This is a genomic window from Candidatus Marifrigoribacter sp. Uisw_064, from assembly GCF_047730175.1.
Classification (GTDB): domain Bacteria; phylum Bacteroidota; class Bacteroidia; order Flavobacteriales; family Flavobacteriaceae; genus Marifrigoribacter.
On sequence record NZ_CP159833.1, the window covers coordinates 1,390,844 to 1,411,806 of the forward strand.

Sequence of the window (20,963 nt, forward strand, 5' to 3'; positions counted from 1 at the left end):
TTTATATAATTATTAGAGATTCCTCATTAGCATTCGCATAAGTATCGTGATGGATTCCCAGTCACACTTCGACTTAGCTCAGTGAGACAGCTGAGAATGACAAAGAATAATGAAACGAAAAAAGCCTAAAGACTTACGAATGTAAATTTTTAGGCTTTAATAATTTATTAAATTTGTCAATAGAGATTCTTCGCTTCACTCTGAATGACAAATTATGTATTTGCTTTTTTAGAAAGGCAAATCGTCGTGTTCTTCTGTTTTTAAATCGGTTGCAGGCTCAAAAGCATCTGCAGGAGGCATTGGAGGCATATCGCCAGACACCGCTTGCTCTAAATTTTCGATTCTCCAACCATTGATTGAATTAAAATATTTAGTTTCACCTTGTGGGTTCACCCATTCGCGACCTCTAACATTAATGCTGATTTTCACATTTTGACCTACTGAATAGGTATTTAATAATTCAGCTTTATCCTGTGTGAACTCAATCATAATTTGTTGTGGATATTGCTCTTCCGTAGTAATTACTACTTCACGTTTTCTAAATCCATTAGATCCAAATGTTTGCGTTTCTCCAATTAATTTAATTTTTCCTTGTAATTCCATCGTTCTTATATCTATAGTTATTAATTCTATTTAATTTACGCCAATAAAAGCTTCCAAGCTTCCAATACCTTTTCTTCTTTTAATAATTCTTGTGCTTTTTTATGTATTTCTTCTGAAGAAGCACCTTTTAAATGTGGACATCTTTTTGAAATACCTGCTATAAATTCCTCTGCCTCTTTTTTTGAAGGTAGTTCAGAAACATTTGCAAGCATCCCTAAATCATTCCCGGTTAGAATTTTGCTATTTCTAATAGCTTCCGGCAATGCATCAACTCCAATACCCATAGTCCTTAAAGGTTTTGGCACTTCAAACATACCGAGTTTAGAGCGATTGTACCAATTACCACCCATACGTGCCACCGTATCAATTTTTTGAGCATCAATTTTACCCTCTTCATCTAAAATAGCTTCATTGATATGTAACTTCACTACTTCAGCGATAATTAAATTACCGGCACCACCTTCAGAACCTAGTGAAATCACTTCGTTTACTTTACATTCAAATTGTACTGGAGCTTCTCCCACTCTTGGCGGCTGAATGAAATCTGAAGCCACTTCCGTAAAGCCAGCTTTAGTAAATTCATTGACTCCTTCTTCATATTCCGTAGAAGATAAAGACATTTGTTGCACCATATCATAACTAACAATGTTAATAACCACTTCCTTTACTTCTAATACATTTTCTAAAGTATGTTTTGTCGTATTGCCTCTCACTCTTCTTGCGGGAGAAAATATCATGATCGGTGGATTTGCACTAAATACATTAAAGAAACTAAAAGGCGAAAGGTTTACTTCTCCCTTAGCATTTACAGTACTTGCTAGGGCAATAGGGCGAGGAGAAACAGCGCTTAGTAAATAGCCGTGCAATGTTCCTGTGGGGATGTCTTTTGGATCTATTGATATCATGATTACAAAGGTACCCAAACTAAAAACTTTGTAAAAGTAAGTTTGCACAATAATATTAACATAATTCCATTATATTTAAACTCGTATTCAGCATTAGAACTTTGTAATGAAGGCTGAAAGCGCAATAAAATATAACATTTTCTAAGTTTCAGCATAGCACCGCTATGGTTAATCTTAAAAATGTAATAAAACGATGTATTTTGAAGTGATTTCAAGGTGTAATAAATTTTTTAATGCTGAATACGAGTTAATACTTTAACCCTTTTCTATAATGTTTAAAAATACGTCACTGACTCGTTGGTTTTTTTTAGTTGTTTCCTTGTTAATCATCACATTGATCATGTGGAATACGTATTCTTTTTTCAATCAGTTAAAAGAAAATGAACGTGAAAAGATGGATATTTGGGGAGCAGCTCAAAAGAACATTGAAAATGAGGACGATTCTAATGACCTTATTTTAAAAATATTACAAGGCAATATGACTACGCCAATGATTTTGTATAGTCATAAGCAAGAGAGTTATAATAATAAGAATATTCCAGAAGAAGATTTCGATACTCCTGAAAAAATTCAAAATCTGATTACACAATTTTCAAACGAGTATGAACCAATAGAAATACGTTATAAAGATGAATTGTTACAAACCGTTTATTTTGGAAATTCTCCCATCATCAATAAAATAAAATTCTATCCCGCAGCTTTAATATTGATTATGCTGTTGTTTTTTTCAGCGATATACTTTTTCTTTAAAACGGCAAAAGCTTCGGAACAAAATAAGTTATGGGCAGGAATGGCTAAAGAAACGGCACATCAAATTGGTACTCCTTTGTCTTCTTTATATGGTTGGACAGAAATACTTAAATCTGAAAATGTTAATCCGGAATATATTGTAGAAATAGAAAAAGATGTAGATCGATTACAAACCATTACTGAACGTTTTTCGAAAGTGGGTTCTATTCCTTTAATGGAGAAAAATGATATTGTTCTTGAAACAAAAAAGGCCTATGATTATTTAAAAAGTAGAACTTCAAAACTGATTGAATTTGAATTAGAGTTACCTGAAGATCCATTGTATGTAAAAATGAACCCTCAACTGTTTGGTTGGACCTTTGAAAACTTAGTAAAAAATGGAATTGACGCCATGAGAGGAAAGGGCAAGATTACCATTACTATTGAGACGAATTTAAAAAGTGTATTTATTAGAATTTCTGATACCGGAAAAGGTATTCAGAAAAAGAATTTTAATAAAATATTTGTTCCAGGCTTTACCACCAAAAAAAGAGGTTGGGGATTAGGCCTCTCACTCGCAAAACGAATTATTGAAGACTATCACAAAGGAAAGATTAGAGTGTCAAAAAGTGTAATTGATAAAGGAACTACGATAGAGATTAGCCTTAAACAAATTACGGATTAAAGGTTTTTTTGAACTGCTTCAGCTAATGATTTAAATTCAGCATCTGTCATAGAAACTTTATGAGAGAAAGTCATTTCTTTCATATCGTTTAAAGGAATAAGATGTACATGTACATGAGGAACTTCTAGTCCAATAACTGCCATTCCAACACGTTTACAAGGGATGGTTTTTTCTAAAGCAATGCCTACTTTGCGAGAAAATTGCATTAATTTTAAATAGAGAGCTTCCTCCAAATCTAAAATTTTATTTACTTCTAGTTTAGGCACACAAAGCGTGTGTCCTTTAGCGTTCGGATTAATATCAAAAAAAGCAATGAAATTATCGTCCTCTGCTATTTTATAGCAAGGAATCTCACCATTAATAATTTTTGTAAAAACGGATGCCATAATTACCCTCTAGTTATTTCAATTATTTCAAAATTCATGATACCGTTTGGCACTTTAACTTCGGTTGATTCGCTTACTTTTTTTCCTAAAAGACCTCTTCCGATAGGAGAATCAACAGAGATTAAACCCTTACTTAAATCGGCTTCACTTTGAGCAACCAATTTATACACCATTTCCATTCCAGTTACTGTATTTTTAATTTTCACAGTAGAATGAATTAATGCTTTTGAGGTATCTAATTGAGATTCATCAATGATTCGTGCATTAGATAATACTTCTTCTAATTTAGAAATATGCATTTCTAACATTCCTTGTGCTTCTTTTGCTGCATCGTATTCAGCATTTTCACTTAAATCACCTTTATCACGTGCTTCTCCAATAGCTTGAGAAGCTTTTGGGCGCTCTACATCTTTTAACTGATTTAATTCACCTCTCAGTTTTCTAAGTCCTTCTTCGGTATAATAAGATACTTTACTCATAAATCTTCATATTTTCCCTGTGAAAACAGGAATCTCATTCAATCAATAATAATCCCTTTTCATTTAAGAAAAGACCCTGCCTTGTACAGGAATAAAAAAAATCCCATATACAACGGGATTTAGTACAACAAAGATACTAAAAAATAGTTTTATGGAGGATCAAGTTACTGTTTTTGAAAAGTTATAATGCTGTTAATATTAAAATTAATTCTATTATAAAGGTTAATTAAAGTCATAATCGTTAATTTTGAATGTTTAATTATATTATGAAACGAGTATGCTAAAAAGTTTATCACACAAGAGGAGTGAATCATAGCGAACAGCATGTGACCGATAAAAAAATATTATATACACATGAAACAGACAGCAATAGTTTTAATGTTGGGTTTATTTATTTTATCATGTAGTAGTAGTGATGACAATAGAAATAGTAACCCTAATTTATTTGATCCTTTAGTTAATTTAAACCTAAATTTAAACCTGCCAGAATATAATTCTTTAAAATTTCCAGGAAGTAGTGTTTTTATTACAAGCCAAGGAATAAAAGGAATTGTTATTTACAATGTAAATAATGAAATATATACAGCTTCAGAGTTAACCGATCCCAACCATGTTCCTAATGATTGTTCAAGTATGAGTATTGTTGGAATTATTGCAACCTGTCCTTGTCCCAATGATAATCATGAATATGATATTGTTACGGGAAAACACAGAACAGACGAATCATTGTATCCTATGCAACAATATAGAATTGAACGCAATGGAGATAATATATTTGTATCTAATTAAAATTTAATAGTTGCTCCTACAATAAAATTTGTGGTTGCTTGTGGGTAATAACCAGCCCCTTCAATAGTTGTTGTTGTATCAGGCTCACTCCAAGTATCATCATAAGTGAAAAAATATCCGTTAGAAACATATTTCTCGTTAAAGATATTATTTACAATTCCTGAAAGAACAATAGACTCTACAAAAGGAACATTTTTAAAAGTATACACTATATTAATATCGTTTGTAAAATAAGCGTCAAGCTTTGATGTTTCACTATCGATATTACCCATATATTGTTCTCCTACATATTTTGAAAGCCAATTAATTTGCAAGTTTTTAACGGGGCTATATTCAATTACATTTCCAACGATTACCGAAGGAGAAAAGGAAATATTTGTATTTCCTAAATTGACTAAAGCGCCATCTTTTGAGGCAATAAAATCTTCATTTTTATTCTGACTAATCGCTAGGTTAGGTCTATATGTTAAATTTTTCAACAAAGAAACAGAGGCGTCAATCTCAAGACCCATTCTATAACTTTTACCGCTAGTAGCTCTATTACTTGCGCCAGTATCATCTAATTCGCCTGTCAGTACTAATTGATCGGTATAGTTCATATAGTAAAAATTGGTATTTACATGTGCTTTTTCTGAAACAAACCGCCACCCTAATTCATAATCATCTAATTTTTCAGGAGTGCTAACACCATTTTCAAAATCATTTCTATTAGGCTCTCTATGCGCTTTTCCAAACGATGCATAGAATTGATTTTTAGGATTCATTTTAAATGAAATTCCAGTTTTCGGATTAAAGAAGCTATATTTTTCATCCACTAAAAGTTCTTCTTTATCTGAAGTCAAACCAGAAGTACTATAATCTACAAATCGTTCTTGAAGGTCACCATAAATACTCCATCTATTATTGAGTCTATACGTCGCTTTCGAAAATACTGTAAACTCTCTTTTCTCTCCATTTCCTTCGTAATAACGATCTCCTTGTTGTGAGTTTCCCGCAAATTGAGACCAAATAACTTCACCGAAATGATCACCGTCATAATAACTATAAGATGAGCCTGTAGTTATATCAATTTTTGAATTTTTATAAGTGATGGAAGTATTCATTACATAAAAATCATTGTCTAACCATCTTCTTCTAATTAAATCGGTTGTATTAACTGTTTCTCCTCCAATTTCGATAGGTTCAAAATTATAAAAATCGAACTCTTGATCTTCTTTGTATTGCTCAAAATATCCTCTTCCGTAGGTATAATTTAAACCAATATTTGCACTCCAATTAGTATTGAATTTTTGATTCCAATGAAACTGATAATGATCTTGTGAGTAATGATCTACTTCATTGTCATGAAATTGAATGGTTCCGTCTTCATCTGTATAACTACCTGAAGGATTAAATATTCTATCACTTTCTAGGGTTTCAGCGTCAATACCATTCCATGCTTGGTAAGTTTCTTCAACTCCACCAAATGCAATTGCTTTTATTAATGTGTTATCACTTTTATAGGATGCTTGAAGGAAATATGATTTTAAATCTGATGATGCTCGATCTATATAACCGTCAGATGCTATTTTGGATAAACGTCCAGCTAGTTCAAAACGATCTTTTAGTAAGCCAGTACTAAACTTTACAGTATGTTTTCTAGTATTAAATGAACCAAATGAATTAGATATTTCTCCCCTTGCTTTTTCTGAAATGGCATCAGTCAAAATATTTAAACTAGCTCCAAATGCCCCCGATCCATTTGTTGAGGTTCCAACTCCTCTTTGTAATTGAAGGTTTTCAATAGAAGATGCAAAATCGGGTAGATCTACTAAAAATGAACCTTGACTTTCAGCATCATTATAAGGAATACCGTTTAATGTAATATTCACTCGTGAAGCATCACTTCCTCTAACTCTAAAACTTGTGTAACCTACACCAGCACCTGCATCGGAAGTGGTGACAACGGAAGGTAAAAAATTAAGGAGAATAGGTATATCTTGCCCTAGATTTCTTTTAGCTAAATCTTCTTTATCAAGGTTAGAATGGGTTATAGGTGAATCTGCATCTACTCGGACTGCTTTAATAAGCACTTCGTCAAGTGTCTCTAGTTTGGTCGTATCTGCAACAGGTTCTTGAGCAATCATAAAAGTTGATGCACTCAAAGTGATTAGTAAGCAATATAATTTTTTCATCCGTTCTGGTTTTTCTACGAATAAAAGGGGTAATATTCTAAGTTTTATTTTTTCTAAAATCCCTAAACAGCATTACCTGTTCTAGGTTCATTGGGTATGATCTCAGCCGATTTAGGCACCCCTTTTTTGAGAACGGGACAAAGGTAGATTAGAAAAGTATAATAGTCTAATCTATTTTAGGATTTTTTCTATTGTTTTTTTTTAAGGCTTGATTACGCTTAGAAGTAAGCCGTTTTTCAATCGAACCTCTTGAAGGTTTTGTCTTTCTTCGAGGTTTTGCTTTTATTAAACTTTTTTCAATTAAATCAATAAGTCTTTTTATTACAATCGCTTTGTTTTTGTGTTGACTTCTTGTTTTACCGCTTTGTAAAATGATATTTCCTTCTGAAGTAATTCGATTTTTTAACTTTTCGGTGACGCGTATTTTTTCCCTATCGGAAATCGCTTCTGAATTAGAAACCGAAAAAGTTACTTCAACCTTTGAAGCCGTTTTATTCACATGTTGCCCTCCAGCACCGCTACTTCGTATGGCTTTAAAAGAAAGTTCTTTAAGAAGGGTTTCAATATTCATTATGCATTAGGGCGATGTTCTTTTTTTAATAAGTCATTCACCGTTTTAACAGGATTAAAGGTAAATAAAGGAACTTCAACTAAAGCGGTATTCCAATTAGACATTGCGCCATTCCATAGACCAGGAAGTTCTAGTGCTTTTAACGGTTTTCCATCTTGTGATTTTTCAGTAATAATCCCTGAATTTGGATCTGTAAAATTTGATAAATCAAACTTATTTCCTTTATAATCCCTTATGCCACAAACAATATCTACAGGGTTAAAATGAGTTGCTTCATTAATGATGGTTTGTTGGTGATTATCGAGGGGGTCAATTTGTGACATTTCGACAATCTGTAAAGAGGTTGTTTGACTAATTCTATCTTTTACCCAAAAAGGGCCACCTCCAGGAGCTCCAGTATTTTTTACAACACCACAGACTCTAATAGGTCGATTTAAGATCTCTAAAATTGTTTCTTTTTCAATTAATACATCTTTTATGTTCAATTCATTCCAAAGGAAAGATTTTATTTCTGCGGATAATTCTAGAGACATTTCTGTGTTATCGAGGAGTTTTATGTATGAAAACACTTTTTTCTGGACCCAAAGCATTTTACCAACCAGTACTTTTTTATAATAAGAAATTGGTTCAATATATTCTTCAGCAACAACATTATCAATATTTTTTATAAAGATAACATCTGCATCTACTTCATTAAGGTTACTTAATAAAGCACCATGCCCTGAAGGTCTAAAAACCAATTCTTCATTTTTATTTCTGAAAGGAGTATTATCAAAATGAACCGCAATGGTGTCTGTTTCATTTTTCTGAAATGAATATGATATATGAAACTCTTTTTTGGTCTTTTTACTAACCCTTGTTTTTATTTCATTGAATTTCTCTTTAAAAAAATTGACATGATTTTTTGAAAAAGTAAAATGTAAATAAACATCATTACCTACTGATGCAAAATAGGCTGCTTCTAATAATTGTTCTTCAAAAGCAGTCGTAGCATATTTTTGATATTTATGAAAAGGAATTAAACCTTTAGGAAGATTACTAAAATTAAGTCCTTTATTTCCTAACATGGTTTTTACAAATAATTGGTATCTAACTCCTTTTGTTCCATGTTTGTAATCTGGATATTTTTCACGAATTTTTTTTCGGACATCATTAACAAAAGCAAAATCTTTATATGAATTAAAAAAAGTTTCAAGGTCTTTTTTATCACCTTCATTTAAATAGGTGCTTATGGACTCTAATTCTGGGTTATAATCTTCTAAAAAAGAATGTAAAAACTTAAACATTCTTGTCGCAGCACCAGAGGCCGGTACAAATTTCACAATGTCTAGAGATTCCTTTTTATCTTCATAGAAACTTATTAGTTTTTGTTGATTATCTTTAGAAATAACTTCAATTCCATTACCAACAGAAGCAGAAGTTATTACTTCAACAAAAGGAATGCTATTTATAAAAGTTGCCTTTTGCTGATTAACTTTTTCTAGCGTTAAATTGTGTTGTTTTATTTGTTTAAGATCCTTTTCAGAAAAGATTAAATTCTTTTTCAATTTTCTTTTTTAATAATGAATGTTATAATAAATCCTATTATCCAAAATTAAGAAAGATTTTCTCCATATTATCAATATTATCAATTACATTCTCGATAATATAAATTTTTAAGTTTTTTTTTAATTATTTAAGCAAAGAATCTATGACTTCAACCGCTTTTTGTAGACGCTCTTTTTTTGAGCCTTTTAGTAGCACAAAAGGTCTATTATTTTTCTTTAATGAATCCTTAAATGCTAAAAACATCTCCTCTCTTTCGGTGGGCTTATCTCTTAAATCGTCTTCTTCCCAGGGCGTATCTATGTAGGTTAATAAATACATGTCGTATGTATTTTCTAGTGCGTATTTTTCGAGAAGAGGATCGCAAATTCCTTCGTAATACGCTTCAGAATAGACTTTTGTCTCAAGTAAATCCGTATCACAAATTAAAACAGAATCTGTCTTTTGAGCTAAATCATTTTCAAGTTTCATTTGCCCTTCAGCAATAGGGAGTAAATCACCTTGAGCACAAGTTTTACGCTCATTATTCCATTTATTTTGTAAATATTCGCGTGCGTATTCTGGCACCCAAACTGAATGATAATGTCTTGCTAATTGTTTAGCAAGTGTAGTTTTTCCTGTAGATTCAGGGCCAAATAGTACAACTTTTAAGCAATTACTTTGCTGCTGTTTAAGTGTTTTTTCCATGCGAGGTATCCAAATATTGCAATAAATGTAAATCCTAAGTATTGAAAGCTAGTAAACATTAACCCTTTGTGAAAATACAAAGGGACAGATATAATATCTCCAATAATCCAAAAAATCCAATTCTCTAATTTCCTTTTTGCCATTAACCACATACCTACAAAAAAGATGGCGGTTGTTAGCGTATCTACATAGGCTAGCCAACTGGTCCATTTATCGAAAGCATTATAAACAATAAAGACGAAAAGTAAGGTGGAAAAAAAGATTCCGATTGAAATTTTCTTTTCTTTAGAATTTATACGGGTGATTGGAGTAGTTTGATCATTGGTTTTATGTGTCCAAATATACCAACCATAGAGGCTCATGATAAAATAATACCCATTAATCATCATGTCTCCTAGTAATTCCCATTTCAGTAATAAATACACAAAAATTATAGTACTTAACATTCCTGTTGGGAATACGAAAATGTGATTCTTTTTTGAAAACCAAACCGATAAAAAACCAAAAAAAACAGCGACGATTTCTAATACAATATCCATCGTATTATACGTTGCATATTGTTCGAAAAGGAAATCAAAAATTTGATTCATAATTTAAAAGGAATGTTTAATTATCTTCTTCCCATAAACATACTGATAAAATAAAGTAAGGTTGCTAATGACCCTAAGGCCGCTACAACATAGGTTCTTGCCGCCCATTTTAAAGCATCTTCTGCGCCAGCATATTCTTGCTGAGTAACCATGTTATTAGCTTCTAGCCAAACGAGTGCTCTTTTACTAGCATCAAACTCTACGGGAAGTGTAATGAAAGTAAATAAAGTTGTTACTGCAAATAGTATGATTCCTATTAAAAATATACCATTTCCTATAGCAGACCCTGTAAAAGATAAGACTAATCCTGCCATAATGACAAAGTTCGACATCTTACTAGAAACCCCAACTGCTGGAACAATCTTAGAACGTAATTGTAACCAAGAATACGCTGTTGCATGTTGTACAGCATGTCCACATTCGTGAGCAGCAACAGCAGCTGCAGCTGCATTTCTTTGAGAATATACTCCTTCACTTAAGTTTACTGTTTTGTTTGCTGGATTATAATGATCTGTAAGCATTCCTTTTACAGAAATCACCTTAACATCAGTAATGCCATTGTCTGAGAGCATTCGCTCTGCTATTTCTTTTCCACTTAATCCATTTTGAAGATGAACTTGTGAGTACTTCTTAAACTTACTTTTAAGAGTATTACTCACATACATACTCACTAAAAAAATGGCTCCTGCAATTATATAATATCCAATCATCGTTTTTATTATTTATGTAATTTATATCAAAATCTATGCAAAAACGGATTAGCCTACAATATTGACAATTTTACCTGGAACTACGATTACTTTTTTAGGTGTTCTTCCCTCTAAATAATGAATTGTTTTTTCATGAGCCATCACTGCAGCTTCAATTTCATCTTTCGATAAACTTAAAGGCAAGTCTAATGTAAATCTCATTTTACCATTAAACGAAATCGGATATTTTTTAGCGTCTTCTACTAGATGTTTTTTATCAAAAATTGGAAAATTAGCTGTCGAAATACTATCGTTATTTTCTAATTTACTCCATAGCTCTTCAGCGATATGAGGTGCGTATGGAGAAAGTAGCACCACTAAAGGTTCTAAAATTTCTTTTTGAGTACATTTTTGAACTGTAAGTTCATTTACAGCAATCATAAATGTAGAAACAGAGGTGTTAAATGAGAAATTCTCTATGTCTTCTGTTACTTTTTTAATGGTTTTATGTACTGTTTTTAAACTCTCTTTTGAAGCTGTTTCATTCGTTACATTAAATGATTCATCAGTTCCTGAATGAAATAAACGCCATGTTTTCTTTAAGAAGGAATGCACTCCTGTAATTCCAGCCATATTCCATGGTTTGGCTTGCTCTAAAGGGCCTAAAAACATTTCGTACATACGTAGTGTATCCGCTCCATATTCTTCACAAATAAAATCTGGATTGACTACATTATATTTTGACTTAGACATTTTCTCAACTTCACGAGTGACTTTAAATGTACCATCATCTTCGGTGATGAATTCAGCATCTTTAAAATCTTTACGCCACTTTTTAAATGCTTCTATATCTAATTCATTTGAAAGATTTACAAAAGAAACATCTGTATGAATAGGTTGAATATTTTTACCTTCAATTTTTGATTTAGAAACAAATTTATTTTCACCATCTATACGGTTTACAAAGGCACTTTCCCCCAAGATCATTCCTTGATTGATCAACTTTTTGAAAGGTTCATCAACATTAACAAACCCTCTGTCGTGTAAAAACTTCACCCAAAAGCGGCTGTATAATAAATGTCCTGTAGCATGTTCACTACCACCAATATATAAATCGACATTTCCCCAATAATTCATGGCTTCTTTTGAAGCAAACTCAGTTTCATTTTGGGCATCCATATATCTAAAGAAATACCAACTGGACCCAGCCCAACCTGGCATCGTATTCAGTTCTAATGGATAAATGCCTTTGGTGGTACTTAGGTTTTCATTGGATACAACTTCATTGGTATTGGTGTCCCAAGCCCATACATCGGCACGTCCTAAAGGTGGTTCTCCAGTTTCAGTTGGAAGGTATTTTTCTACCTCTGGTAAACGAATTGGAAGGTGGGCTGAATCAATCATTTGTGGCAGTCCATCTTTATAATACACTGGAAAAGGTTCTCCCCAATAACGTTGTCTAGAGAATACTGCATCACGTAAACGATAATTTATTTTTTTCTCACCCCAGCCTAATTTTTCAAGTTCAGAAATTACTTTTTCAGTAGCTTCTTTATATCCCAGGCCATTAATAAAATCACTATTTGCAATAATTGTCGCTTCTTTGTTAGTATAAGCTTCTTCAGAAATATCAATTCCTTCAAAAATATTATTGATTGGAATATCAAAATTCTTGGCAAAATCATAATCTCTTTGATCTCCACAAGGTACTGCCATTACAGCTCCAGTTCCATAGCCAGCTAACACATAATCTCCAATCCAAATAGGAATAGGCTCTTTTGTAAAAGGATGCTTTGCATAAGCACCTGTAAAAACTCCAGAAATATTTTTCACATCAGCCATGCGTTCTCTTTCACTTTTTTTAGCAGTGGAAGAGATGTATTTTGAAACTTCAAAACGTTGTTCGAGGGTGGTAATTTTATCGACTAATTCATGTTCGGGAGCTAGCGTCATAAATGTTGCGCCAAAAATAGTATCTGGGCGTGTTGTAAATACATCGATTACAGCTCCATGTAATTTATCTTCTTTTGTAATTACTTTAAACTTAACGGAAGCACCAACAGATTTTCCAATCCAATTACGCTGTGTTTCTTTTAAAGATTCACTGCAATCGATAGTTTCAAGCCCACCTAATAATCGTTCAGCATATTCAGAAATACGCATGCTCCATTGGGTCATTTTTTTGCGAACTACAGGAAATCCACCACGTTCTGAAACTCCATTTACAATCTCATCATTTGCTAATACGGTTCCTAATTGAGCACACCAATTAACTTCGGTTTCCGCTAGGTAAGCCAAACGGTATTTAAGTAATATTTTTTCTTGTTTATCTTCTGAATATGAATTCCATTTTTCAGCAGTAAACTTGCTTATTTTCATTTCACAAGCAGCATTTACACCTATATTTCCTTCTTCCTCAAACATCTTTATTAATTCTGAAATCGGAAATGCTTTTTCATGACCTTTACAGTACCAAGATTCAAATAATTGAATAAAAATCCATTGGGTCCATTTATAGTAATCTGGACTTGACGTTCTAACTTCACGACTCCAATCGAATGAAAAACCAATTCTATCTAGTTGTTCTCTATAGCGAGAAATGTTTGTCTCAGTCGTTTTTCGAGGATGTTGCCCAGTTTGAATTGCGTATTGTTCCGCAGGAAGCCCAAAGGAATCATATCCTTGAGGATGCAATACATTAAACCCTTGGTGTCTTTTATAACGAGCATAAATATCACTTGCGATATATCCTAAAGGATGTCCAACATGTAATCCAGCTCCCGAAGGATAAGGAAACATATCCAAAATATAATATTTTGGTTTATCACTATTCCCTTCGACTCCGCTCAGGACAGGGTTTTCGGCTTTAAATGTTTGATTTTCTGCCCAATATTTTTGCCACTTTTGTTCTATATCGTTAAAATGATATTTGCTCATGAGATTCTTTTCTGTAGAAGGCAAATTTAAACTTATTATAACAAATTCGAAAATTTATACGTTGTAACTAATTATATGGTTTGTAGAATATTTCATTGTATTTTTACCACCTCAATTTAATTTTAAAATATGGCATCTTCTTTTGAAAAATACCAAAAACGCAGACTAATTTCCTCTTACTTTTCAGTGGTTTTAAGTATCTCTTTAGTGTTGTTTTTGTTAGGTTTATTAGGACTTTTGGTGTTGAATACGAAAAAAGTGGCAGACCATTTTAAAGAAAAGATTGCCTTAACAATTTATTTAAAAGATAGTGCCAAAGAAGTTGAAATTACACAACTAAAACAAAGTTTAGCATTAGCGGAGTATACAAAATCAGCTGAATTTATTTCAAAAGAAGAAGCTGCCGAAGAACACGGTGAAACGATAGGCGAAAATTTTATGGAGTTTTTAGGGTATAACCCTTTACAAAATAGCATTGATGTTTATTTATTAGCAGATTATGTTTCTTCAGCTAAATTGGAAGAAATAACGAATGAAATCAGCACAAAAGACTTTGTTGAAGAAATCGTCTATGACAAACCTTTAATAGCATTATTAAATGATAATGTGAAAAAGATCAGTTTTTGGGTATTAGTAATTAGTGCCATATTTACTTTAATAGCGGTGCTTTTAATAAATAGTTCGATTAGGCTTTCGGTATATGCAAAACGTTTTACGATAAAAACCATGCAAATGGTGGGCGCTACTAAAAAATTTATACGAAGACCTTTTATATGGAAAAGCGTACGTTTAGGAATATTAGGCTCCATATTAGCCATGATTGGAATGGCTGTTGTTTTGTATTTTCTTGATAAAAATTTTACGGAACTTCAATTAGTAGAAGATAAAGTTTTATTGACAGCATTGTTTGCTTTTATATTTTTGATGGGCGTTTTTATTACTTGGATAAGTACATTTTTCGCTACACAACGATTTTTGAATCTTAGAACCGATGAACTTTATTATTAATAATTAAAAATAAAAATTTACCTTGTGCCTGCCTAAATTGTAGGTTGCTACTTCAGAGTAAATGGCTCAGCTAACTGTAAATAATCAAGTAGTTTATATAGAGCTTTAGAAAAATTAAAAGATACCCGCCTTCGCAGGTAATATTATGGGAGAACAAAAACGGAAAGAAGAAACGAAATTCGAGTTTATTTTTCAACGTAAAAACTATAGGTTTATGCTTATAGGTCTTGCTTTTATTGCCGTAGGTTTTATCCTTATGGCAGGAGGAGGAAGTGATGACCCCAATGTTTTTAATCCTGAAATCTATAGTTGGAGACGTATTCGATTAGCTCCAGCACTTATCTTAATAGGTTTTGGTATTGAAGTCTATGCTATATTATTAAATCCCAACAAAAAAAAATAAGCTATAATGGATAGTATTGAAGCAATTATCCTTGGAATAATTCAGGGATTTACTGAATTTCTTCCCGTATCATCAAGTGGACATTTAGAAATTGGAAAAGCTATTTTAGGAGACACCTCTGTTCCTGAAGAAAGTCTTCTTTTTACTGTTGTTTTACATTTTGCAACCGCCTTAAGTACCTTAGTGGTTTTTAGAAAAGATGTCTGGGAACTTCTAAGCGGATTATTAAAGTTTAAATGGAATAGTGAAACGAAATTTTCTTTAAAAATCATTATTTCAATGCTTCCTGCTGTTATTATAGGCTTGTTATTTGAAGAACAATTAGAAGCTTTTTTTGGAGGAAACATAGCTTTCGTTGGCGCTATGTTAATCGTAACTGCGGTCTTATTATTTCTTGCAGATCGTTCTAAAAATACAGGAAAAAAAGTTAGTTATAAAAATGCTTTTATAATAGGGATCTCTCAAGCAATAGCAATGTTACCTGGAATTTCTCGAAGTGGTGCAACTATTTCCACTTCTGTTTTATTAGGAAATGATAAAAGTAAAGCAGCTCGATTTTCTTTTTTGATGGTAGTCCCTTTAATCTTCGGAAAAATTGGAAAAGATATTATTGGAGGTGAATTAACAACAGATGCAATCAACTTTTCAACCTTAGGCTTAGGATTTATAGCCGCATTTATAAGTGGATTAGTTGCCTGTACTTGGATGATTTCTCTTGTGAAAAAAAGCAAACTTATCTATTTTGCCATCTATTGTTTAGTGGTCGGTATTATCGCTATTTCAGTAGGACTATACAATTAAAATGAACTCAGTAGAAGCATATAAAGAAGGTAAAGTTTTACTAATTGATAAGCCATTAAATTGGACTTCTTTTCAAGTGGTTAATAAATTGCGCTGGTTAATACGAATGCAATTCAAACTTAAAAAAATTAAAGTAGGGCATGCAGGGACTTTAGATCCATTAGCGACGGGTTTATTGATTCTATGTACCGGAAAGTTTACTAAACAAATTGAAACCTATCAAGCACAAGAAAAGGAATATACAGGCACCATCACTTTAGGTGCAACCACACCGAGTTATGATTTAGAATCTGAGATTGATCAGACTTTTGATACCTCTACTATTACTTCCGAAGACATTCAAAATGCAAGACATCAATTTATTGGTGAAATTCAACAACAGCCTCCAATTTTTTCAGCTTTAAAAAAGGACGGAAAGCGACTGTATGAATATGCTAGAGCAGGTGAAGAAGTTGAAATTCCGAAGCGTACCATTACTATTTCAGAATTTGAAATCACAAATATTGATTTGCCAAATGTAGCATTTAGAGTAGTTTGTAGCAAAGGAACTTACATTCGATCTTTAGCACATGATTTTGGAATCGCTTTAAAAAATGGCGCACATCTTTCAGGTTTACGCAGAACTAAAATTGGTAAATATTCAGTTGATAACGCCATCTCTATTGAAGAATTTGAGGCTCAACTTAAAGAGTAAGCTATTCTTTTATTACTTTTTTAGTAAGTGTTTTACCCTCAGAAATGAACTTCAAAAAATAAATTCCGGCACCTAATTCAGAAAAATCAATACTCGTAGTATCACTTCGGAGAGTTACGTTTTTTAAGAGAACCCCTTGTAAATTATAAATTTGAATCGTTTCAATTTTAAAATTATCAATAGTATAATTCAATATACTTTTTACAGGGTTTGGATAAATTAAAATGGTTTCTACCTCAAAATCATTGATTGAAAAATTACAATCATCACTATAAAAAGCATCATCGTCAATTTGCCATTGGGTTTGACTAGTAGCAAAATCAATATCATCGACTTCAATACACTCAAGAAAAGGGTTTTCGTAGGCAATAAAATTTTCAAGGATTAGATTAGTCCCGTTAGAGATATTTAAATCAGTTAAAGTGTTGGTATAACACCTCAATGATTCTAGTTGGGTATTTTGGGAGACATCAAGGCTTGAAAGACTGTTATTATAGATCCACAATATTTTTAAATTTACATTTTGAGACACATCTATACTGATTAATGGATTCGTTGAAAGATGCAACCATTCTAATTGAATATTTTGAGATAAATCCACAGTTTCAACAAAATTACCTCTGCTTTTCAGCACTTCTAGATTGCTAAAGCTTTGTATGCCTTCTAAAGAAACGATTTCATAATAAGAAACAATAAGACTTATGATAGCCTCTGCTTCGCTAACTTGAATTTCGCCATCACCATTGGTGTCAGCAAAACTATCACCTAATCCATTTCCTGAAGAATCAACAACAGGAAAATTTACCAAAGCATTTTTAAAATTTGCATCAGGAATGGTTACAATTTGAGCAGCTAAATTGTAGCTGCAAAGTAAAACTAGGATGATAAAAATGTTCTTTTTCATTGACTTAAAGATACAAATCTAACTATCTTTTTATTATTTTTTTCTGAAGGATATTTAAGTCTTTCTATAAAAATAGTACATTGGGGCTATGAACTTCAATTATTCATATAAAGCATTAGTCATTTCAGCCCTTTTGGTTGGTAATTTAGTATTGCTGTTATATGGTATTAAACTTGGCAAGGAAAAGGCTCCTGTTATTGAAGAATATGAAATAGAAATCTCTGCTGAGGTCCTAGATATATTAGAAGAGGAATTATTGGAATCTTCATTAGAAAAGGTGGAAGTGACTACACATACTGCTTTTAATGAAGATGAAAAGTATATTTCTGAATTAGAAAATGAACGATCAACCCCTGCTGAAAGTATCGATGATAAATTGTTAGCAATGGAAGAGGCCATTGAAAAATCGAAAGAAAAACCAGTAATTGAAGCGGAAATAATTTCAGAAAAACCGGAAAAAGAAATAAAAGAGGAAGCCATAAAAACTACAGAAGATAGAAATAGCACCAATAGCTTTCTATTGGTTGGACGAAAGGCTATTGTGTTTCCAAATCCAATTTACATTTGCGATGGTTTTGGAAAAGTAGTGTTGAATATTGAGGTTAATGCTAAAGGAAAAGTGGTTAAAGCTTCTTTTAATAAAAAAACCTCAACCACTTTTAATCAATGTTTAATTGAAAGTGCAATAGAATACGCTAAACGTGCTCGTTTTACAAGCGATTTAAGTAAAGCAAAACAATTGGGAACGATTAGGTATATTTTTCCAGGACAGTAATTAATTTAAATAAGTTCAGCTAAGTCTTCAAAAGTGCTTAGGCCTTTGTCTTTGTTATACCAAACCTGTAAATCTTTTTTAAACTCTGGAGTTAATTTACCATGTTCTTTTTTATAATTTACAACCATTTGAGTAGCGACTGTCGGTCTTGGACCCCAAAGACCAATGACTTCATTCTTGTTTTTATCGAATGCTATTAATTTAGGAATAGCCATAGCGCCATTCGTTAAAAAGGCGTCCATTAATTCTGGATTTTCATCTCGGGAAATCATCTTTAAATCGATCCCTGTATTAAGCTCAGCAAGCTTATTGATTATTGGAAGGTTTTGTGCAGCATCACCACACCAACTTTCTGTAATGACTAACCAAGTAACCTCACCTGTATACTCTCTATATATTTTTTCTAATGATTCTGAAACCTTTGTGGTTTTATCTAATCGTTTCATTCGAGAATGATTCAATAAGGTATAATTACTAAGTTCTTCAGATTGATTAGGTCCAGTACTAGTTCCTTTTTCAACATGTTGCGCAACTAACTCTCTATATTCTTGGTAATTTATTCCTTTTGAAATGTTTTCTTTAACTAAAGAAGTAACATCATTTTGTAATGTGTCTGTATTATTTTCCATAGCAATTAAGACGTAGTATTTGTAAAAAACTTACTACTTTAGATTATTCTACAAATTTACAAAACATTCGTGATTATAGATTTAATTGCAAAAAAGATGTTGGTAAGGATGTTCTTTGTGACAGATAAAAAACAATATATAAAAACACAAAAAAGAATGGAAAAAAAACGATGTTCTTGGTGCGAAAAAGACCCTATATATATCGCTTATCATGATGAAGAATGGGGAGATCCAGTTTATGATGATGATACTTTATTTGAGTTTCTAATTTTAGAGACTTTTCAAGCAGGATTAAGTTGGATTACAGTATTAAAAAAACGCGAGAATTTTAGAAAGGCATTCGATCAATTCGATTATCAAAAAATAGCAAAATACAGCCAAGAAAAAATGGAAACTCTACAACAAGATGCAGGAATTATTCGGAATAAGCTCAAAATAAAAGCAGCGGTATCTAACGCACAAGCCTTTATAGAAATACAAAAAGAATTTGGAAGTTTTAGCAAGTACATTTGGAGATTTGTAGCGGGTAAACCAATCGTAAATACTTTTAAAAACCGTTCAGAAATGCCAGCGAATACTCCATTAAGTGATGTAATAAGTAAAGATTTGAAAAAACGCGGATTTAAATTTGTTGGGAGCACTATTATTTACGCTTATATGCAAGCAACAGGAATAGTGAATGATCATGCGCATGATTGTTTTAGGCATAAGGAGTTATCCTAAGTTTTAAAGGAAATATTTTCGAATAATTCTCACTAAAAAACAATGATACCTATTGAGAACATGTATTTTTGTTGTAAACAATATTTGCCTTGAAAACCCCTATTTCCATAACTCAATTTAGTTCAGTTTCTGCATTAGGAACTGATGCGAATACCATATGGAATAATTATAAAAATGAAAACACATTTTTTCAGAAGAAAATTTTTTCAGAAAAAGAACAATGGGTTAGTGTTATTTCTTCAGCAATAGAAGATCAATTAGCTGAATTAAAAAAAGAGAATCCTAAGTATAAATATTTAGACCGAACCGTTTTATTTGCAATCTTAGCGTCTAGAAACCTTTTGAAAAATTCAAATATATCTTCTGAATCCATGGGGATTAATTTAGGATCTTCTCGAGGAGCAACACAATTATTTGAAGCGCACCATCAAGATTTTCTTGAAACAGGAAAAGTAAAAACGCGAACATCACCTACAACTACCCTAGGGAATATAGCTTCGTGGGTTGCTCAAGATTTACAATCACAAGGTCCCGTTTTATCACACTCTATAACTTGTGCAACAGCATTACAGTCAGTGATTAATGGCGTTGCGTGGTTGAAATCTGGAATGGCAGATGCATTTTTAGTGGGAGGAAGTGAAGCGCCACTTACACCTTTTACCATTGCACAAATGGAGGCATTAAAATTATACTCAAATAAAGAAGGCGACATGCCTTGTGAGAGTATGAATTTTAATAAAAAGAGTAATACTTTAGTGTTAGGTGAAGCTGCTTCAGTTTGTTTATTAGAACGAGGTGTTTCAGAAAATACAATAGCGATTATTTCGGGGGTAGGATATGCTACAGAACCCTTATCTCATTCAATATCTATCACAACCGATGCTTTGTGCTTTCAACGTTCCATGAAGATGGCTTTGCAGCATGCAAACCTAGAAACAGTGGATGTATTGGTAATGCATGCGCCAGGAACTGTAAAGGGAGATGTAGCTGAAAAAAAAGCAATTGACAAAGTTTTTGTAACAAAACCTCCATTCTTAACGACTAATAAATGGAAGATCGGACACACCTTTGGAGCTTCAGGTGCGATGAGCCTAGAAATGGCACTCTTAATGTTGCAACATCAAGAAGTAATTCACAACCCTTTTTACTTACAAAAAAATATACCAAATAGTATAAATCATATCATGATTAATGCAGTTGGTTTTGGCGGAAATGCAGTTAGTATTATTGTTTCTAAATAAGTAAATTAAGTAAAAA

22 protein-coding genes are annotated in these 20,963 nt (G+C 32.4%); 9 read left to right on the forward strand and 13 right to left on the reverse strand.

Annotated features, from left to right (window positions below):
- Window positions 1-228 precede the first annotated feature (228 nt).
- Window positions 229-603, reverse strand: a complete 375-nt coding sequence (locus tag ABXT64_RS06240) for a DUF3127 domain-containing protein (protein ID WP_443634815.1) — start codon at window positions 601-603, stop codon at window positions 229-231.
- A 35-nt stretch (window positions 604-638) separates the two neighbouring features.
- Complete coding sequence (locus tag ABXT64_RS06245) at window positions 639-1,508, reverse strand: flavin reductase family protein (protein ID WP_443634929.1); 870 nt, start codon at window positions 1,506-1,508, stop codon at window positions 639-641.
- 271 nt (window positions 1,509-1,779) lie between these two features.
- On the opposite strand from ABXT64_RS06245, the gene ABXT64_RS06250 reads away from it, so the two are divergent.
- Window positions 1,780-2,922, forward strand: a complete 1,143-nt coding sequence (locus ABXT64_RS06250; RefSeq protein WP_443634816.1) for a sensor histidine kinase — start codon at window positions 1,780-1,782, stop codon at window positions 2,920-2,922.
- Here the strand turns inward: ABXT64_RS06250 and ABXT64_RS06255 are convergent.
- Both ABXT64_RS06255 and greA read right to left on the reverse strand, forming a co-directional pair.
- Window positions 2,919-3,308, reverse strand: a complete 390-nt coding sequence (locus ABXT64_RS06255; RefSeq protein ID WP_443634818.1) for an HIT family protein — start codon at window positions 3,306-3,308, stop codon at window positions 2,919-2,921. The genes ABXT64_RS06250 and ABXT64_RS06255 overlap by 4 nt on opposite strands.
- A gap of 2 nt (window positions 3,309-3,310) precedes the next feature.
- Entirely contained in the window at window positions 3,311-3,787 is a 477-nt protein-coding gene (gene greA, locus ABXT64_RS06260) for a transcription elongation factor GreA (protein WP_443634820.1), read from the reverse strand.
- A gap of 354 nt (window positions 3,788-4,141) precedes the next feature.
- Between greA and ABXT64_RS06265 the strand changes: the two genes are divergently transcribed.
- Complete coding sequence (locus ABXT64_RS06265) at window positions 4,142-4,576, forward strand: hypothetical protein (protein ID WP_443634822.1); 435 nt, start codon at window positions 4,142-4,144, stop codon at window positions 4,574-4,576.
- Here the strand turns inward: ABXT64_RS06265 and ABXT64_RS06270 are convergent.
- From ABXT64_RS06270 to leuS, 7 genes are all read right to left on the reverse strand, one after another.
- Window positions 4,573-6,750: a TonB-dependent receptor gene (locus ABXT64_RS06270; RefSeq protein ID WP_443634824.1), complete on the reverse strand. Its 2,178-nt coding sequence runs from the start codon at window positions 6,748-6,750 to the stop codon at window positions 4,573-4,575. The genes ABXT64_RS06265 and ABXT64_RS06270 overlap by 4 nt on opposite strands.
- A 166-nt stretch (window positions 6,751-6,916) precedes the next feature.
- Complete coding sequence (gene arfB / locus ABXT64_RS06275; RefSeq protein ID WP_443634826.1) at window positions 6,917-7,321, reverse strand: alternative ribosome rescue aminoacyl-tRNA hydrolase ArfB; 405 nt, start codon at window positions 7,319-7,321, stop codon at window positions 6,917-6,919.
- Window positions 7,321-8,868, reverse strand: a complete 1,548-nt coding sequence (locus tag ABXT64_RS06280) for a DUF4301 family protein (RefSeq protein ID WP_443634828.1) — start codon at window positions 8,866-8,868, stop codon at window positions 7,321-7,323. The genes arfB and ABXT64_RS06280 overlap by 1 nt, the downstream gene beginning before the upstream one ends.
- Window positions 8,869-8,992: 124 nt before the next feature.
- The gene (locus ABXT64_RS06285; RefSeq protein WP_443634829.1) at window positions 8,993-9,553 is read right to left on the reverse strand and encodes an AAA family ATPase; all 561 of its coding nucleotides are present in this window, start codon (window positions 9,551-9,553) and stop codon (window positions 8,993-8,995) included.
- Window positions 9,514-10,143 carry a nicotinamide riboside transporter PnuC gene (gene pnuC / locus ABXT64_RS06290; protein WP_443634831.1) on the reverse strand — a complete coding sequence of 210 codons (630 nt, stop codon included), beginning with the start codon at window positions 10,141-10,143 and terminating at the stop codon, window positions 9,514-9,516. The genes ABXT64_RS06285 and pnuC overlap by 40 nt, the downstream gene beginning before the upstream one ends.
- Before the next feature lie 20 nt (window positions 10,144-10,163).
- Window positions 10,164-10,853 (reverse strand): zinc metallopeptidase, encoded by a 690-nt coding sequence (locus ABXT64_RS06295; RefSeq protein WP_443634832.1) that lies wholly within the window; start codon window positions 10,851-10,853, stop codon window positions 10,164-10,166.
- Window positions 10,854-10,901: 48 nt separating this feature from the next.
- Window positions 10,902-13,769 (reverse strand): leucine--tRNA ligase, encoded by a 2,868-nt coding sequence (leuS, locus tag ABXT64_RS06300; RefSeq protein WP_443634834.1) that lies wholly within the window; start codon window positions 13,767-13,769, stop codon window positions 10,902-10,904.
- A 129-nt stretch (window positions 13,770-13,898) separates the two neighbouring features.
- Here leuS and ABXT64_RS06305 point away from each other — a divergent pair, with 129 nt between their 5' ends.
- The 4 genes from ABXT64_RS06305 (at window position 13,899) to truB (ending at window position 16,675) form a co-directional block, all read left to right on the forward strand.
- Window positions 13,899-14,777, forward strand: a complete 879-nt coding sequence (locus ABXT64_RS06305) for a cell division protein FtsX (protein WP_443634835.1) — start codon at window positions 13,899-13,901, stop codon at window positions 14,775-14,777.
- Between the two features lie 145 nt (window positions 14,778-14,922).
- Entirely contained in the window at window positions 14,923-15,180 is a 258-nt protein-coding gene (locus ABXT64_RS06310; RefSeq protein ID WP_443634836.1) for a DUF3098 domain-containing protein, read from the forward strand.
- Window positions 15,181-15,186: 6 nt separating this feature from the next.
- Window positions 15,187-15,981 (forward strand): undecaprenyl-diphosphate phosphatase, encoded by a 795-nt coding sequence (locus ABXT64_RS06315; RefSeq protein ID WP_443634838.1) that lies wholly within the window; start codon window positions 15,187-15,189, stop codon window positions 15,979-15,981.
- A 1-nt stretch (window position 15,982) separates the two neighbouring features.
- Window positions 15,983-16,675, forward strand: a complete 693-nt coding sequence (gene truB, locus ABXT64_RS06320; protein ID WP_443634839.1) for a tRNA pseudouridine(55) synthase TruB — start codon at window positions 15,983-15,985, stop codon at window positions 16,673-16,675.
- 1 nt (window position 16,676) lies between these two features.
- Here the strand turns inward: truB and ABXT64_RS06325 are convergent, their stop codons facing one another.
- Window positions 16,677-17,579 carry a T9SS type A sorting domain-containing protein gene (locus ABXT64_RS06325; protein ID WP_443634841.1) on the reverse strand — a complete coding sequence of 301 codons (903 nt, stop codon included), beginning with the start codon at window positions 17,577-17,579 and terminating at the stop codon, window positions 16,677-16,679.
- Window positions 17,580-17,667: 88 nt separating this feature from the next.
- On the opposite strand from ABXT64_RS06325, the gene ABXT64_RS06330 reads away from it, so the two are divergent.
- Window positions 17,668-18,354 (forward strand): hypothetical protein, encoded by a 687-nt coding sequence (locus ABXT64_RS06330; protein ID WP_443634843.1) that lies wholly within the window; start codon window positions 17,668-17,670, stop codon window positions 18,352-18,354.
- A 5-nt stretch (window positions 18,355-18,359) separates the two neighbouring features.
- Here ABXT64_RS06330 and ABXT64_RS06335 read toward each other — a convergent pair whose 3' ends face one another.
- On the reverse strand, window positions 18,360-18,983 hold the full coding sequence (locus ABXT64_RS06335; protein WP_443634844.1) for a thioredoxin family protein: 624 nt from the start codon (window positions 18,981-18,983) through the stop codon (window positions 18,360-18,362).
- A 156-nt stretch (window positions 18,984-19,139) separates the two neighbouring features.
- Here ABXT64_RS06335 and ABXT64_RS06340 point away from each other — a divergent pair, with 156 nt between their 5' ends.
- Together ABXT64_RS06340 and ABXT64_RS06345 are read left to right on the forward strand one after the other, a co-directional pair.
- The gene (locus tag ABXT64_RS06340; RefSeq protein ID WP_443634846.1) at window positions 19,140-19,706 is read left to right on the forward strand and encodes a DNA-3-methyladenine glycosylase I; all 567 of its coding nucleotides are present in this window, start codon (window positions 19,140-19,142) and stop codon (window positions 19,704-19,706) included.
- 89 nt (window positions 19,707-19,795) lie between these two features.
- Complete coding sequence (locus ABXT64_RS06345) at window positions 19,796-20,947, forward strand: beta-ketoacyl synthase N-terminal-like domain-containing protein (protein WP_443634848.1); 1,152 nt, start codon at window positions 19,796-19,798, stop codon at window positions 20,945-20,947.
- Window positions 20,948-20,963 lie beyond the last annotated feature (16 nt).